At 62.7% G+C, this 15,848-nt stretch carries 12 protein-coding genes; 5 read left to right on the top strand and 7 right to left on the bottom strand.

Annotation, left to right across the window (positions count from 1 at the left end):
- Positions 1 to 97: 97 nt before the first annotated feature.
- Positions 98 to 1,597, bottom strand: a complete 1,500-nt coding sequence (locus JHL16_RS03610; protein WP_200183515.1) for a bifunctional metallophosphatase/5'-nucleotidase — start codon at positions 1,595 to 1,597, stop codon at positions 98 to 100.
- 482 nt (positions 1,598 to 2,079) lie between these two features.
- Here JHL16_RS03610 and JHL16_RS03605 point away from each other — a divergent pair, with 482 nt between their 5' ends.
- Positions 2,080 to 2,277, top strand: a complete 198-nt coding sequence (locus JHL16_RS03605) for a DUF1127 domain-containing protein (protein ID WP_246770750.1) — start codon at positions 2,080 to 2,082, stop codon at positions 2,275 to 2,277.
- Here JHL16_RS03605 and JHL16_RS03600 read toward each other — a convergent pair.
- A complete protein-coding gene (locus tag JHL16_RS03600; protein WP_200183514.1) occupies positions 2,274 to 3,209 on the bottom strand; it encodes a 50S ribosomal protein L11 methyltransferase in 936 nt (311 codons plus the stop codon). The two genes, JHL16_RS03605 and JHL16_RS03600, sit on opposite strands and share 4 nt — an antisense overlap.
- A gap of 201 nt (positions 3,210 to 3,410) precedes the next feature.
- On the opposite strand from JHL16_RS03600, the gene JHL16_RS03595 reads away from it, so the two are divergent.
- The gene (locus JHL16_RS03595) at positions 3,411 to 4,118 is read left to right on the top strand and encodes an outer membrane protein (RefSeq protein WP_200183513.1); all 708 of its coding nucleotides are present in this window, start codon (positions 3,411 to 3,413) and stop codon (positions 4,116 to 4,118) included.
- Between the two features lie 55 nt (positions 4,119 to 4,173).
- On the opposite strand, the gene JHL16_RS03590 is transcribed toward JHL16_RS03595, so the two are convergent.
- The 3 genes from JHL16_RS03590 to JHL16_RS03580 all read right to left on the bottom strand — a co-directional run bounded on the left by JHL16_RS03590 (position 4,174) and on the right by JHL16_RS03580 (position 8,320).
- On the bottom strand, positions 4,174 to 5,823 hold the full coding sequence (locus JHL16_RS03590) for a tetratricopeptide repeat-containing sulfotransferase family protein (RefSeq protein WP_200183512.1): 1,650 nt from the start codon (positions 5,821 to 5,823) through the stop codon (positions 4,174 to 4,176).
- A gap of 23 nt (positions 5,824 to 5,846) precedes the next feature.
- Positions 5,847 to 7,712: an ABC transporter ATP-binding protein gene (locus tag JHL16_RS03585; protein ID WP_348647160.1), complete on the bottom strand. Its 1,866-nt coding sequence runs from the start codon at positions 7,710 to 7,712 to the stop codon at positions 5,847 to 5,849.
- Positions 7,713 to 7,918: 206 nt separating this feature from the next.
- On the bottom strand, positions 7,919 to 8,320 hold the full coding sequence (locus JHL16_RS03580) for a hypothetical protein (protein ID WP_200183511.1): 402 nt from the start codon (positions 8,318 to 8,320) through the stop codon (positions 7,919 to 7,921).
- A 183-nt stretch (positions 8,321 to 8,503) separates the two neighbouring features.
- Between JHL16_RS03580 and JHL16_RS03575 the strand changes: the two genes are divergently transcribed.
- The 3 genes from JHL16_RS03575 (at position 8,504) to JHL16_RS03565 (ending at position 13,004) form a co-directional block, all read left to right on the top strand.
- Positions 8,504 to 9,913 (top strand): MDR family MFS transporter, encoded by a 1,410-nt coding sequence (locus tag JHL16_RS03575; protein WP_200183510.1) that lies wholly within the window; start codon positions 8,504 to 8,506, stop codon positions 9,911 to 9,913.
- Positions 9,914 to 10,053: 140 nt separating this feature from the next.
- Positions 10,054 to 12,483, top strand: coding sequence for an autotransporter family protein (locus JHL16_RS03570; RefSeq protein ID WP_200183509.1), 2,430 nt, complete (start codon positions 10,054 to 10,056; stop codon positions 12,481 to 12,483).
- Positions 12,477 to 13,004 carry an AAA family ATPase gene (locus JHL16_RS03565; protein ID WP_348647159.1) on the top strand — a complete coding sequence of 176 codons (528 nt, stop codon included), beginning with the start codon at positions 12,477 to 12,479 and terminating at the stop codon, positions 13,002 to 13,004. The genes JHL16_RS03570 and JHL16_RS03565 overlap by 7 nt, the downstream gene beginning before the upstream one ends.
- Here the strand turns inward: JHL16_RS03565 and JHL16_RS03560 are convergent.
- Positions 13,001 to 13,447, bottom strand: a complete 447-nt coding sequence (locus JHL16_RS03560) for a GNAT family N-acetyltransferase (RefSeq protein WP_200183508.1) — start codon at positions 13,445 to 13,447, stop codon at positions 13,001 to 13,003. The genes JHL16_RS03565 and JHL16_RS03560 overlap by 4 nt on opposite strands.
- On the bottom strand, positions 13,444 to 15,789 hold the full coding sequence (locus JHL16_RS03555; protein WP_200183507.1) for an ATP-dependent helicase: 2,346 nt from the start codon (positions 15,787 to 15,789) through the stop codon (positions 13,444 to 13,446). The genes JHL16_RS03560 and JHL16_RS03555 overlap by 4 nt, the downstream gene beginning before the upstream one ends.
- Positions 15,790 to 15,848 lie beyond the last annotated feature (59 nt).

Here is a 15,848-nt window from a genome sequence, read left to right as displayed (position 1 = left end):
TTCCAACCGTGTGCTAAATCCTGACAGAAGCCCCTCACCCTCCCATTGCTTCGCAATGGGTCCCTCCCTCTCCCCTCTTCGAGGGTAGAGGGTAGAGCTACTTCTTCACGATCCGGCCTTCGACGGCGGGCGAGATCGTCTTGCGCTGGGTGACATAGGCCATCACATCATTCGCCATCAGCTTGGCGTCGCGCACCGTCAGCAGAGGCTTGGCCTCGCGGAACACCGCATAGCCGTCGCCGCCATTGGCCATGAAGTCATTGGTGGCGAGCGTGTATTTGGCGGCGACATCGAGCGGCTTGCCGTCGACCTCGACGGAGACGACGCGCTGGCCCTTGGGCTTTGCCGCTTCATAGACGACCTTCAGGCCCGACACTTGCGGGAAGCGACCGCCATTGTCCTCGATTTCGCTGAAGCCGTTTTCGAGCGCCGCGAGGATGGTGGCACCGGTCACCTGCAGTTTCATCGTGCGGTTGCCGAAAGGCAGCTCGGTCAGCACGTCCTTGCGGGTGATGGCATGGCCCGCCGGATATTCCTTGTTGCCGCGCAGGCCGCCGCCATTGGTGATCGCGACATCGGCCTTGACCGCCTCGCGCAGCGAATCGGCGACGAGATTGCCCATCGCGGCCTCGGCGCTACGGACCGTGGCGCGGCGGCTGTCGAGAGCCGTGGTCGTCGTGCCGATGGCGACGTCGAGCTCTTTCGCGAGCATCGCCGCGAGCTTGTCGGTCTCGACCTTGGTCTCAGGATCGGGCGTCACGTCCTTGGTGTCGATGACCCGGAAGCTCGGATGCCATTTGACGGTACGCTTGCCGTCTTTTTCCGAAATATCGAAAGTGATGTCGGCAATGGTGACGTAATCGGCCTGCTCATAGGATTCCATCGTGGCGACGCGGCCGTCGTAATTGACCAGCAGATCCTGGTCATGGCCGGTCATGATGAGGTCGATGAGACGGCTCTCGGCCATGGCGCGATCCTCGCCGCGGCCCGAATGGGTCAATGCCACGACGAAATCGGCGCCGGCCTCGCGCAATTCCTTGGCCTTGGCGAGACCGGTTTCGAGCGCATTGGTGATCTTCAGATTGCCGGGGCTCGAGGCATGCCCGCTTTCATCCGAGGTCAATCCCACAATGCCGATCTTGAGGGGGCCGCGCTCGATCATCAGCGTATCGGTGAAATTGGGGATCAGCTTGCCGTCGGGATCACGCAGATTGGCGGCGAGCAGGGGGAATTTGGCCTCCGACATCCGTTTCAGGAAGATTTCCGGACCGAAGTCATATTCGTGGTTGCCGGGGGTGAAGGCGTCGGGCGGTGCCATATTGGTGAGGGCGATCGTGTGCTCGCCTTTGTCGAGGCCTGACATAAGGGAAGGGGATATCATGTCGCCGGCATGGCCGTAGACGACATGGCCGCCCTTGGCGCGCTCGGCCTTTACCACCGCATTGAGGCGGGCGAAGCCGCCGCGCTCGCCTGAGCCTTCGAATTTGTCGATGTCGTTGGTCTGGATGAAGCTGACGGTGACCTGCTCGGCCAGCGCCGGGGCCGACAGCAGCCAGGCAAAGGCGGCGAAAAAGGCTAGTCTATGGAAGGCTTTCATTGGGTAAGGCTCCGGACAAGGCGGGATGATGGCGGGCCATTGGAAAGCATCCGACGCTCTCACGCAATGGCAAGATTTTCCTCCTCTAGGTGATTGTGCGGTGCAAAAATTCAAATCGCCTGAATTTATGCGCTCTCGACATGCCGCGGCGGGTGATTCGAACCAGTTAACACCAAAGCAGTCGCCGATAGGCGTCTTAACGATCGCTTTCCGATTGTGTCTGAACTGTGTCTTAATTACGGTAAATCTAGTAATTTCAATACTATAAGAGAGGGCTTGAGGTGCGTGTCGGGGTGATTAACGAGTCCTGAACGGTGATATGAGTTTTGTGCATGCCTTGCATGCCAAGGAACCCCCTGGTGCAACCCTGGGGGCCTCTCATATAAGGCGCGTGCTTGTGCAGTGCACAACATCAGTCAACACCTCACCGGGTGCGATTGCCGAAGGGCCGTTGGTCCGGTGTGACGAAATAGGAGCTAGAAATGAACACGACCACTCTCAACCGCGAAACCAGCCATACCCGTATGGTTCCTGACTTCCTGACCCGCGTCTCCAGCCGCGTCGTCAACTATGTGTCGCGCAGCCGCGCCGAGCGCCAGCTGCAGGCTCTGGACGACCGTCTCCTGGCCGATATCGGCATGCGCCGTTCGGAAATCCACCGGATGGTCTGGGGTAACTAAGCCAGTTCCCAACCGCTTCCCGCGGTTGTGCCTACATGATGCCCGCGGCGGAAACGCCGCGGGCTTTTTGTTTGGGTGAACACGAGCGTCGCCCAGTTACCCAGTCTGATTGGATTCTCTGGAATGAGGCCGCGATTACGGTAGGCGGCCCGCACCGCCTGTTCCTGATCGAGCGTCAGGCCTGAGAGAATCAGAGTGCCGCCGGGAGCGAGGCTCGCGGCAAGGTCGCCCGCCAGCGCGATCAGGGGCCTGGCCAGGATATTGGCGAAGATCAGATCATAGGGAGCTGAAGCCGCGATCCGCCGGTGCTTGAGCCCGGGCGCGGTGAGGCCTGAGAGAAGGGCGCCGGCGCCATTGTTACGAGCATTATCGATCGTCACGTCGACGGCGATCGGATCGATGTCGCTGGCGGTGACGGCGCGGCGCAGCGCGCGGGCGGCAGCGATCGCCAGGACTCCGGTGCCGCAGCCGACATCAAGGACCCGGCGCGGCGTATTTCTCTTCAACAGGCGATCGAGCGCCAGGAGGCAGCCCGAAGTCGTGCCGTGATGGCCGGTGCCGAAGGCCGTGCCGGCGTCGATCTCGAGCGATATCCCGCTGGGGCGCCGGCGCTCGCGGTCATGCGAGCCATAAAGAAAGAATCGCCCGGCAACGACCGGCGCCAGGCCTTCGAGCGAGCGGCGCACCCAGTCGACATCGGGCAGAGCGTCGATGGTGAAGGTCTCCGCCGGGAGAAGGGGCGTCAGCGCCTCACCGGCGGCGCGTGCTTCCGCTTCACCGTCGAAGTAGGCCACGACATTCCAAAGTCTGGCCGCCTCGTCGGTTTCGTTGATCGTGACAGCAAGCGGCGACTCGTCCTGGTCTTCAAAAAGAGTGGCGAGCTCGGCGGCGCGGGCTTCGGTCAAATGATCGATCGTGAGGGTGAACTGCATGGCTCTGCTTTCAACATTTCCACCGCTGATCACAAGTCATTTTAAAATCGTACGTTGGGTAAAATTATAAGGTGCGCGGCGACTGTGGCAAAAAGGTTACGTGGGTTGGGAAAAACACCGGGAGACAAAAGAGTTAGCTTGCTCAGGGAGAGTCCGCTCGCTTATTACTCCGGGACAGATTTCTGTTGGGGATACTATAATATGAAGAAGACTCTTCTCGTCGCCTGCGCCGCAAGCGCTCTTTCTCTGTTCGCGGTCAATGCCCAGGCGGCCGATGTGACGCCGGTGGCGGACAGCAGCGGCTTCTATGTCAGCCTGTTCGGCGGTGCGAGCTTCCTGAATGACGTCGATGCGGTCCAGCACTATGACAGCCCGAGTCCGGACTATGATTACACGCTCGACACCAAGATGGGGTATATCCTGGGCGGCACGATCGGCATGCGGGTCTGGGATCCGCTGCGCGCCGAAGTTGAAGTGTCCTATGCACGCTGGAAGGCCGATTCCTATAGCGGCCAGAACGACGATGGTGGCGACAAGTTCAGCGGTGATGCCTCAGGCCATGTGAGCGCCACCTACCTCCTCGGCAATCTCTGGTATGATATCGATACAGGCACGTCCTTCACGCCCTATGTCGGCGGCGGCGCCGGTGTGGCCTGGGTCGATGCCAGCACCCAGTTCGACGATAGCGATGATTATGGATATAATGACGGTGAGGTGGGCTTTGCCTTCCAGGCCGGCGCCGGCGTGACCTTCGATCTCACGGAGAATATCGCTCTCGATGTCGGCTATCGCTTCAAGGGTATTCTGGGCGTAGACTTCGATGCGCGGGATTCCAGCGACACCGAGCCTTATGAGCATGGCGATCTCTATTCGCACAATGTGCAGGCCGGCGTGATCTTCAAGTTCTGATCGCCGAGCGGACTAAGAATATTCGACGGGCCGGCCTTTGCCGGCCCGTTTTGATTCAGCGCACCGCCAGATCGCCGAGCGCGGTGAAAAGCGGATCCAGATGCGCCTCATAATGCGCCCAGCGCTTCACCGATGAGCGATAGATCGGTTGGCGCACCTGCCAGCGGCTGATGGTGCCGACGGTGCGGTCGGTCTCGAAGTAGTTGAGGCAGGCGTCGTCCCAGTCGAGCCCCAGATGAGTGATGAGCCGGCGCGAGGCCGGCTCCTGGGCTTCGGTCAATTCCTCGTAGCCATGTTCGAGCATCGGCAGCGGCAGCACGCGGCGCCAATGACCCATGAGCCGGTCATACTCCCGGTAATAGAGCCCGATATTGGTCAGGTCGCTATTGTAGCCATGCGCTTCGGCGAATCTGTTGGTGAAGCAGGAGACACAGGTGTCGATCGCGTCGCGCCGGCAATGGACGACGCGGGCCTTCGGAAAGAGCAGGGCGATCAGGCCGAGCAGCTCGAAATTATGCGGCATCTTGTCGGTCACGCGGTCGGCGGTGGTCGAGTGCTTTCTCAGGCGGCGCAGATATTGCCGGGCGATGTCGCGCGCCTGATCGGCGCTCATCGCCTTCACCGCGGCGACAAAACGGTCCGGCGTGGTGCGCACGAGGCCCAGCATGGATGCGATCTTGCGCAGGTCCGGCAGTTCGCCGGCGCCGTGAATCTTGGGATGGCTGGCGGCGATCTGTTCGGTGAGCGTCGTGCCCGAACGGGGCATGCCGACAATGAAGACCGGCAGATCGGACGGATCTCCGAAATCGCGCCGTTCATGGAAGAACAGGGGCGTGAACAATTCCTGCAGGGCATCGATCGTCTTGCGATAATGGACGATGTTGAAATGCCGGCCGCTGATTTCCTTACCCTTTTGGAAATGCGCCATGGCGTCGTCGTAACGCTTCGCGTCATTGTACATCTTGCCGAGCGCGTGATGGAGGTAGTTGCGCGCCTCATCGGCGATGTCGGGGCGCGCCAACACGGCCTCGATCTCGGCGAATTCCGGATCGCCGTCCTGGAACTTGCGGGTGAAGGAGAGGCCTTGATAGGCCTTATGCAGCGACAGGCCGCGGCCGATGGCATGGCGGAAGTGACCGGCGGCCTCGTCCATGCGGCCAAGATCCTGCAAGGTCTCACCGAAGCTGACGGCAACGAGGGGATGATCCGGCGCCATGCGCAACGCGCGCTCGAGATAGGGCAGGCCATTGGCCGCCTTGTTGTTGCGCCGGTGGGCGCGGGCGAGATTGCACAATGCCTCGATGAGGCCCGGGCTGTTGTCGACGGCCTTGCGCAAAGCCGAGATGGCCGGCTCGAAGTCGCCATTGTCGAGATAGGCGGTGCCGAGATTGTTGAGATATTCGGGATGCTTGGGGCGCCGCTTCACAGCGCGCTCGAAATAATCGATCGCGGCGCCGAAATTGTCGGCCTCCACCGCCAGCGTGCCCATCAGATGCAGCGCGTCGGGATGTTCCGGCAGGCGATGCAGGATGCCTTGATAGATGCGCTCGGCTTCGACGAAGCGCCGCTGGCGCTGCAGGCCGATGCCGCTCTGCAGCGCGGCGTGAACGTCCGGTGCGTTCTCAGCCGGCGGATTAGGTTTGCGGGCCGGCACCGCGACAGCGGGCCGGCCTGCGCCAAGCGGAGGAAAATCAGTCTTGCGCATCGAGGACGCCTCGATCCCTTGGGTTACTCCGCCGCCTCGCGGGCGAGGAAGCCGCCCGACTGGCGACGCCACAGATCGGCATAAAGGCCGCCCTTGCGCAAGAGCTCGTCATGGGTGCCTTCCTCGACGATGCGGCCCTTGTCCATCACCACGAGCCGGTCCATGGCCGCGATAGTCGATAGGCGGTGGGCGACGGCGATGACGCTCTTACCCTCCATGAGACTATAGAGGCTCTCCTGGATGGCCGCCTCGATCTCGGAATCGAGCGCGCTGGTCGCCTCGTCGAGAATCAGGATCGGCGCGTTCTTGAGCAGCACGCGGGCAATGGCGACGCGCTGGCGCTGGCCGCCGGACAATTTCACGCCACGCTCGCCGACATGGGCGTCATAGGAGCGTCGGCCCTTCGGGTCGACGAGATGCGGAATGAACTCATCGGCATGGGCACGTTTCGCCGCCTCGATGATCTGCTCCAGCGAGGCGTCGGGCTGGCCGTAGGCGATATTGTCCTTCACCGAGCGGTGCAGCAGTGACGTATCCTGCGTCACCATGCCGATCTGCTCGCGCAGGCTCTCCTGGGTGACTCGGGAAATGTCCTGGCCGTCGATCAGGATGCGGCCGTGGCGCAGGTCGTAAAAGCGCAGGAGCAGGTTGACGAGCGTCGACTTGCCGGCACCGGAGCGGCCGACCAGGCCGACCTTCTCGCCAGGCGCAATGGTGAGGCTCAGATTGTCGACGACGGCGCGTTGCTCGCCTTCGGTCGATTTGCCGTAGTTGAAGCCGATATCCTCGAATTTGATCTCGCCCTTGGTGACGATGAGTGGCGCCGCATCGGGGATGTCGACGAGCGTGCGGTCGCGCGCGATCGTCTCGATGCCGTCCTGGACGGTGCCGATATCTTCGAAGAGCCCCGCCACTTCCCACAGGATCCAATGCGCCATGCCCTGCATGCGCAAAACGAGGCCGACGGTGAAGGCGAGCGCCCCCGTCGTCACCGCATCGAGCGTCCACAGCCAGATGGTCAGGGCGCCGGTGGAGAACAGCAGAAGCGCGTTCAGCACATTGAGCGCCACCGTCATGCGCGTGGTGGTGCGCAGCGAGTTGTAGACGGTGTCCAGCATGTGACGCAGGCCGTCGCGGGCATAGAGATCCTCGCGGTCGGCATGGGCGAAGAGCTTCACCGTCGAGATATTGGTGTAGCTGTCGACGATGCGGCCGGTGACCATCGAGCGCGCATCGGCCTGCGCCTTCGACATCTGGCCGAGCAGGGGCACGAAATGGCGCATGACCAGGAGGTAGCCGAGGAACCACAAAACGAGTGGCACCGCGAGGCGCCAGTCACTTGCCGCGAACATGACGACGGCGCCGGTGAAATAGACGCCGACATAAACCAGTACTTCGGTGATCTTCATCACCGTGTCGCGGGTGCCGAGCGCCGCCTGCATGACCTTGGTGGCGATGCGGCCGGCGAAGTCGTTCTGGAAGAAGTCCACGCTCTGGCGCAGCACGTAACGATGCGCCAGCCAGCGGATGCGCATGGCGAAGTTGCCGATGAGCCCCTGATGGACGACCGCCTCATACCAGAATTTGAGGATCGGCAGGACGACCAGCACCAGCACCGACATGATGATGAGGCGGGTGCTGTGAACTTCCCAGAACGTCGCACGATCGGCGTTGTTCAGCCAATCGACGAGATTGCCGAGGAAGGAGAACAATGCCACCTCGATCAGCGCCACCGCCGAAGCGAGGCTCGAGCAGATGAGGATCATCGGCCAGAACGGACGCGTATAATGCCAGACGAAGCCCCACAGCGTGCTGCCGGGCTTGGTCGGTTTCACAGGCGGAAACGTATCGGTCCGGCTTTCCAGCCAGCTGAAAATACGCTCGAACACTTTTTTGCTCCAAAAAAATCGGAACGCTTCGCCTTGTCGGGGCTCCAGAAGCGTTCGGGCGGGAAAGCTGTCGACTCTCCCGAAAATCGTGGCCGTCTTATAGCGGAGCAGAATTCAAGAGGGAAGCGGGGAGACCCGTCATAAAAGCAGAAACCCCGCCGCGATGCGGCGGGGTTCCTTGTGGTAATCGCGAACCGATCCTTACGTTACGGGTTGGTCGTGCCCTGACCGGTCGTACCACCCGTGGTGCCGCCCTCAGGGGCTGGCGCCGTCGGCGTGGCCGGCTGTTCGGGGGCCGGGGCCGCAGGCTGCTGGGTGCTGCCCTCAGGCTGCGTGCTCGTGCCGCCCTGCGGTTGTGTCGGCGTCGCGGGCTGTTCGGGCGCCGGCGTGGCCGGCTGTTCGGTCGTGGTGCCCGTGGTCGGCGCCGGCGGCGTAGTGCTGCTGCCGCCCCACATGAAGAAGGCCGCGATCAACGCCAGGACCACCAAACCACCGATGATCCATCCGGTGCTGCTGCCAGATCCCTTGTTATGAATCTCCGTCTCGTAGCTGACATTCGAGTCGGCCTTAGGATCCGTCTTCGCGCGATACTGAGGGTTGGTATCCATTCTTGTCTCCCATCAAATGGATGATGCCTGTCAACTCCGGAAATGGCTGAAAGTTCCCCTCGAGATGAAATTAAAAACTCATAAATATCAGGCAGTTGGGGGGTAATTCTCGGCAACGGCATGGGCATCCGCCGATAATTGCGTGGCTGGTCATTTGCTGCACATGCTAACCAGAAATCCGCCATGGCTTCTTTTCCGCGCATCATTCCGCTCGTCGTCGCCTCCGCGCTGTTCATGGAAAATACCGACTCGACGGTGATCGCGACGTCGCTGCCGGCCATCGCCGCCGATCTCCACGAAGATCCGGTCATCCTCAAGCTCGCTTTCACCACCTATCTCCTGGCGCTGACGGTCTTCATTCCGGTGAGCGGCTGGTGCGCCGACCGCTTCGGCGCCCGCAATGTATTCCGCGCCGCCATCGCCATCTTCACTTTGGGCTCGATCGCCTGCGGGCTGGCGACGTCGCTCGAAGGCCTCATCGCGGCCCGGGCGCTGCAGGGCATGGGCGGCGCCATGATGGTGCCGGTGGGCCGGCTCATCATTCTGCGAACAGTATCGAAGAGTGAAATGGTGAATGCCCTGGCGCTGCTCACCATACCGGCGCTGCTCGGACCCGTCTTCGGCCCGCCGCTCGGCGGCTTCATCACAACCTATTTCCATTGGCGCTGGATTTTCTTCATCAATGTGCCGTTCGGCTTGCTCGGCCTGGCGCTGGCGACGATCTATATGCCGAATATCCGCGAGGAGGGCGTGCCGCCGCTCGACGCCAAGGGCTTTCTCCTGTCGGGCCTCGGGCTTTCATCGCTCGTCTTCGGCGCGACGGTGTTCGGCCGTGATGTGCTGCCGGCCCATGGCGCCGAGATCCTGATGGTCGTCGGCGCGGTGCTGACGGCGATCTATGTCCGCCATGCCAGGCGTACCGCCAATCCGATCCTCGATCTCAATCTTCTCAAGATCGCAACCTTCCGATCGGGTGCACTGGGCGGCAATCTGTTCCGCGTCGGTGTCGGCGCCATTCCGTTTCTCTTGCCCTTGATGCTGCAGCTCGGTTTCGGGCTGACGCCCTTCCAGTCGGGAAGCCTCACTTTCGCCGCCGCCTTGGGCGCGCTCACCATGAAGTTCACCGCGGCCCGGATCATCAAACATTTCGGCTTCCGCACCGTGCTCGTCTGCAACGCGCTGGTGAGCGCCGTCTTCCTCGCCGTGCAAGGACTGTTCACGCCGGAGACGCCGCATCTCGTCATCCTGGCGGTCCTGCTCGCCGGCGGCTTCTTCCGCTCGCTGCAGTTCACCGCGCTCAATGCGCTGTCCTATTCCGACATCTCGCCGCGCGAGATGGGCAAGGCGACGAGCTTCTACAGCGTGGCGCAGCAACTCTCTTTGGCGACCGGCGTCTTCTGCGCGGCATCGGTGCTCGAGATCGCACAGTATCTCAGAGGCGATCTTTCCTTGACCGTTGCAGATTTCTCCTTCGCCTTCTTCGCGGTGGCGATCATCAGTTCGCTTTCGGTGTTCTCGCATCTGAAGCTCGACAAGGATGCCGGGGCAGAAGTGTCCGGCCGCGTCGCGGTCAAGGTCGGCGAGAGCACCTGACGTTGCGATAAAGTCTCATATTGGCACGATTAATCCGCATGCCGATTGATTCCGTTAAGGACGGCGGCATCGGACGTTGGTACATTTGCGTCGGCTGCGGATAGATTCGGGTAACTCTGTTTCGGGCTGTGGGGACTCAAATGAAATTAAAACTTTTGTCGCTGATGGGGACATCGACAGCGTGTCTCATCGCCGTTGGACTTTCGGCGGCGCAACAGGCAGAGGCAGCCTGTACGAATCTCCCCGGGACACCGGCGCCCGACTCGATCGTCTGTGACGGCAATGCGCCGGATCCAACCGGCTTCTTCAATACCGGCGCCGGCAATGACAGCGTGAAAATCACAGGCGGGACCATCACCGCCGATCCCGGCAATATCGACAGCAATGCCGCGATCGGCGCGCTCAGCATTCAGCAGGAGGACGGCCGGGATTCGCTGGAGATCAGCGCCGGCACGGTGCAGGGCGCCGTCAATCAAGGGGCAGGCATCGACACGTTCATCATGTCGGGCGGCCAGATCGCCGCGCTCAACCAGGGCAGTGATCTCGACGTCGCCGTGATCAGTGGTGGGCGGATCGTCGGCCTGTTCTTCGCTGGTGACGACGTCACCATGACGGGCGGGCGGATCGGCACCGTCGATCTCGAGCAGGCCAACAACATCCTGAAAATGTCCGGCGGCACGATCGACACCGACGTGCTGGCACAGCAGCACAATGACACACTCATTCTGTCGGGTGGCTCGATCGGCGGCACGGTCAACCTCCGGAACGGTAATAACAGCTTCACCGTCACGGGGGGCAGCATCGGCGGCAATGTGCAGAGCGGGACGGGAACCGATACCTTCACCTGGGACGGTGGCGGCACGATCGGCGGCAGCGTGACGCTTGGCGATGCCAATGACAGCGCCAATTTGCGCAATCTCACCGATGCCATCATCGGTGGGACGATTGTCGACGGGCAGACCGGCACCGACACGCTCACTTTCTCGAACACGAGCGCCAGCTGGGCGGCGCAATTCCTGAACTGGGAAAACGCCGATCTCACCAGCAATTCGGTGGTGACCGCCACGCAGGATATCGTGCTGGGCGATGCCGGCACCCTGCAAGGCGCGATGACGATCGATGCCTCGAGCCGGCTGCTCGTCGGCAACAATGTCAATGCGGTGTTTCGGGCTTTCGATCCGACCGGCACGGCCAGCCTCAGCAATGCCGGCGCCATCGATCTCACCAATGGCGGCAGCGGCGCCAATGATACCTTCACGGTCCGCGGCCAATATGCCGGCAATGGCGGGCGCGTGATCCTCGACACGGTGTTGGGGAGTGATGGCTCGGCATCCGACCGGCTGATTCTCGCCGATGCACCGGCGACCGGCACCACCGGGCTCGAGATCCGCAATTTCGGCGGACCGGGCGCGCTGACCACCGCGGATGGAATTCTGGTGGTCGAGGAGCAGGGCGGGGCTTCCGCCGGCACGGCTTTCCACCTGGCGGAGCCGGTCGCCGCCGGCGCCTTCGACTATCTGCTTTTCCAGGGCAATGCGGCGGGCGATGAGGCGAATAACTGGTATCTGCGCTCGCAGCTGATCGATGAGGGGCCGGATCCGGAGCCCGCCATTCCGCTCTACCGCCCGGAAGTGGCGATCCAGTCGGCCGTGGCGCCGCTCGCCCGCGAGCTTACCGCCGTCATGCTCGGCACCTTCCACGAGCGGCGCGGCGAGCAGGCTCTGTTCCGCGACGGGCAGGAGGGCAGCCGCTTCTGGATGCGCAGCTTCGCCCAGTATCTCGACATGTCCTGGGACGGAACCGTCGATCCGTCCTTTGAAGGAGCTGCCTTCGGCTTCCAGGCCGGCGCCGATTTCTACCGCGGGAAGAGTGAGAGCGGCGGCATCACCGCGGCCGGCCTCTTCGGCGGTTATGGCCGCATCACGGGCGATGTCGAGGGCTTCGCCCAGGCGATCGATGATTTCGAGGCGGGCGACGCACCGATCAATGGCTACAGCATCGGCGCCAATGTCGTCCATGTCGGGGCCTCGGGCTGGTATCTCGATGGCGTGCTGATGGGCACGCTTCTCGACGGCCGGCCCAATTCGGATCGCGGCGTTTCGGCAGATCTCGACGGCACCGCCGTCACCGCCTCGCTCGAAGGCGGCATTCCCATCGCACTCGGCGAAAGCATCGCGCTCGAGCCGCAGGCGCAGGTCATCTGGCAGCATCTCGATCTCGACGACAGCGAGGATGATTTCGCCGACATCAATTACGATACACCCGATACCTTCACCGGCCGCCTCGGCGCGCGCCTAACCGGCAGCTTCGAGAGCGATGCCGGAACGCAGTGGCAGCCCTATCTCAAGGCCAATCTCTGGTATTCGCCGTCCAAGACCGATGAGGTCGACTTCGATGCGGACGAAGTGAAGACGAAGATCGGCAGCACGGCGGTCGAGGTCGGCGGCGGTCTCGTCGCGGCGATTTCCGACCGCGTGAGCCTGTTCGGCACCGGCGATTATACGTTCGATGTCGGCGGGCAGGAGAAGGAAGCGATCGAAGGCAATCTCGGCCTGCAAGTCGCGTGGTGAGGGAAGGGGCGCCGAAGCGGCTCTTCATCATCACCGGGGCGATGGCGGCCGGCAAGTCGACCGTCGCCCAGCTCCTCGCTGAGCGCCTGCCGAAATCGGTGCATCTGCGCGGCGATCTGTTCCGCCGGATGATCGTCAATGGCGCCGCCGAAATGGGGCCCGTACTGTCGGAAGCGGCCAAGGCGCAACTCGCTCTGCGCCACCGTCTCGCCTGTGACGCGGCGCGCGCCTATATCGAGGCCGGGTTTGCTGTCGTCTATCAGGACATATTGATTGGAGTGTCCTTGAAGGATGTGGCTGAGCGGCTCGCCGATCTCGATCCGATGATCGTGGTGCTCAACCCCAAGGCGGACGTCCTCGCCAAGCGCGACGCGGCGCGCCACAAGACCGGTTACAGCGTAGATTTTCCGCCCGAGGTGCTGGCTGGTGCGCTCGAGCGCGAGACGCCGCGTCTCGGCCTGTGGCTCGACACGTCGCAGATGACCGCCGAAGAGGTGGTGGACAGGATTCTCAGAGCTTAATCGAGCGCCTTCCGCAGACAGGCGATGCGCTCGACTTCGGTGAAGCCGTAAGCGTGGTGCGCGCCGAGGCTAACCTCGTTTTCGATTTGCGTATCACTCGCCATCTCGGCGAAGCCATTGGCCCTGGCCCAGTTTTCCGCTGCAGTCATCAGCAGGCGGCCGACATTTCGCCGGCGGGCGCTTTCCGCGACATAGAGGCCCTCGACATAGGGGACCGGTGACGAGTCGCAGCCCTCGGCGTAGTTGCGCAAGGAGAGCTCGACAAAACCGATCGGACCGCCGTCTTCTGCGATGAAGGCGCGGGCGATCATCGGATCGCCGGCGAAATAGCCTTCGACCTCACCGAGAAGCGAGGGATCCTCGCCATAGAGGGCGGCGCGCATATCGCGCCAGACGGCCTTGTCCTCCGGCCGCATCTCGCGGACGACGATGTCGGCCATCATGCCAGTTCGACGAAGGAATCGAGCACGCGCTTCTCGCCCGCCTTGTCGAAGTCGATGGTGAGCTTGTTGCCGTCGACATGGCTGACCCGGCCATAGCCGAATTTCTGGTGAAAGACGCGGGCGCCGCGGGCGATGTTCTTGCCCTCGGTCTCGCGCGCCACCAGCTGGCCCTCGATGATATGGGGCGAGGAGCGCATGGCCTCGCCCTTGGCATAGGCGCGCTGGGCGCGCTGCCAGCCCGGCGTATCATAGGTGTTGGAGAAGGGCGTGGTGCGCTCCTCGAAGCGGCTGGTGCCATAGGAGCCGATCCCGTAGCCGCCATAGGAGTTGGCCATCGGCGCCACTTCGACATGGGCTTCCGGCAATTCATCGATGAAGCGCGACGGGAGGCTCGACTGCCAGAGATTATGGACGCGGCGGTTCTGGGCGAAGGAAATGGTGGCGCGGCGCTTGGCGCGGGTGATGCCGACATAGGCGAGGCGGCGCTCTTCTTCCAGGCCGGCGCGGCCATTCTCGTCGAGCGAGCGCTGATGCGGGAACAGGCCTTCTTCCCAGCCGGGCAGGAAGACGGTGCCGAATTCGAGCCCTTTGGCGGAATGCAAGGTCATGATGTTGACCTTGTCCTCGCTGGCATTGGATTCGGTGTCCATGACGAGGGAGATATGCTCGAGGAATCCTTCCATGGTCTCGAACTCGCCCATCGAGCGCACCAGCTCTTTGAGGTTTTCGAGGCGGCCTTGCGCTTCCGGGCTCTTGTCGTTCTGCCACATGGTCGTGTAGCCGGATTCATCGAGGATGATCTCGGCGAGCTCGGTATGGGGCAGGCCCTGCAGCGCCTGGCGCCAGCGTCCGAAAGATTCGAGGAGCGAGCGCAAGGCGGTGCGCGTCTTGGCGGGCAATTCGTCGGTCTGGCTCACGGCCTCGGCGGCGCGGTAGAGCGAGTAGCCATTCTTGCGGGCATGCTCATGCATGCGCTTGACGGACGTGTCGCCGATGCCGCGTTTCGGCACATTGATGATGCGCTCGAAAGCGAGATCGTTGTCGGGCGATACCGTGATCTTGAGATAGGCCAGCGCGTCGCGGACTTCCTGGCGTTCATAGAAGCGCGGACCGCCGACGACGCGGTAGGGAACACCCAAGGTGATGAAGCGGTCTTCGAAGGCGCGCATCTGGAAGGACGCGCGCACCAGGATCGCCATGTCGTTGAGCTTCTCGCCCTTGCGCTGCAGCTGCTCGATATCCTCGCCGATGGCGCGGGCTTCCTCATCGCCGTCCCAATGCGAGCGCAAAGTGATCATGTCGCCGTCGTCGCGCTCGCTCCTGAGCGTCTTGCCGAGGCGGCTCTCATTCTTGGCGATGAGGCCGGAGGCGGCGCCCAGAATCTGCGGGGTCGAACGGTAATTGCGCTCGAGGCGGATGACCTTGGCGCCGGGAAAATCCTTCTCGAAGCGCAGGATGTTGTCGATCTCGGCGCCGCGCCAGCCATAGATCGACTGGTCGTCGTCGCCGACGCAGCAGATGTTCTTATGGCCCTGGGCGAGGAGCCTCAGCCACAGATACTGGGCGACATTGGTGTCCTGATATTCATCGACCAGCATATATTTGAAGCGGCGCTGATATTCCTTCAGCACGTCGGGATGGTCCTGGAAGATGTGCAGGACCTCGAGCAGGAGGTCACCGAAATCGACGGCGTTCACCACCCTGAGCCGCGCCTGGTATTCGGCGTAGAGCTCGGCGCCACGGCCATTGCCATAGGCATGCGCCTCGCCGGCGGGCACCCGGGCCGGCAGCAGGCCGCGATTCTTCCAATTATCGATGAGCCCGGCGAGCTGGCGGGCCGGCCAGCGCTTCTCGTCAATGCCGGCCGCCTCGATGATCTGCTTCAGGAGCCGGATCTGATCGTCGGTGTCGAGGATCGAGAAGCCGGATTTGAGTCCGGCGAGTTCGGCATGCGAGCGCAGGATCTTGACCCCGATGGCGTGGAAGGTGCCGAGCCAGGTCATGCCCTCGACCACGCCGCCGATCAGGTGGCCGATGCGTTCCCTCATCTCGCGCGCCGCCTTGTTGGTGAAGGTGACGCACAGAATCTGCCCCGGCCAGGCCTTGCCGGTGGCCAGGATATGGGCGAGGCGGGTGGTGAGCACCCGGGTCTTGCCGGTGCCGGCGCCGGCCAGCACCAGAAGCGGGCCGTCGATCGTCTCGACCGCCGCCCGCTGCTCGGGATTGAGGCCCTTCAGATACGGAGCTTCGGCGCCCGCCAAGGCGCGCGCAGAGAGCCCGCCCGGCTTCTGCGGTGGCGGGGCCTCTTCGAAATCACCTAGATCAATGGGACGCGACGTCATGGTAAAAGGGTGCGAATCCTGAAGTTTCGCACCCTTATATAGCAACTCGGCGCCGGATC

Origin of the sequence: Taklimakanibacter albus (genome assembly GCF_016595235.1) — a bacterium.
Classification (GTDB): Bacteria; Pseudomonadota; Alphaproteobacteria; order Rhizobiales; family Aestuariivirgaceae; genus Taklimakanibacter; species Taklimakanibacter albus.
Note: the sequence above shows the minus strand (reverse complement) of the source record. Positions and strands in the feature narration are given on the sequence as shown.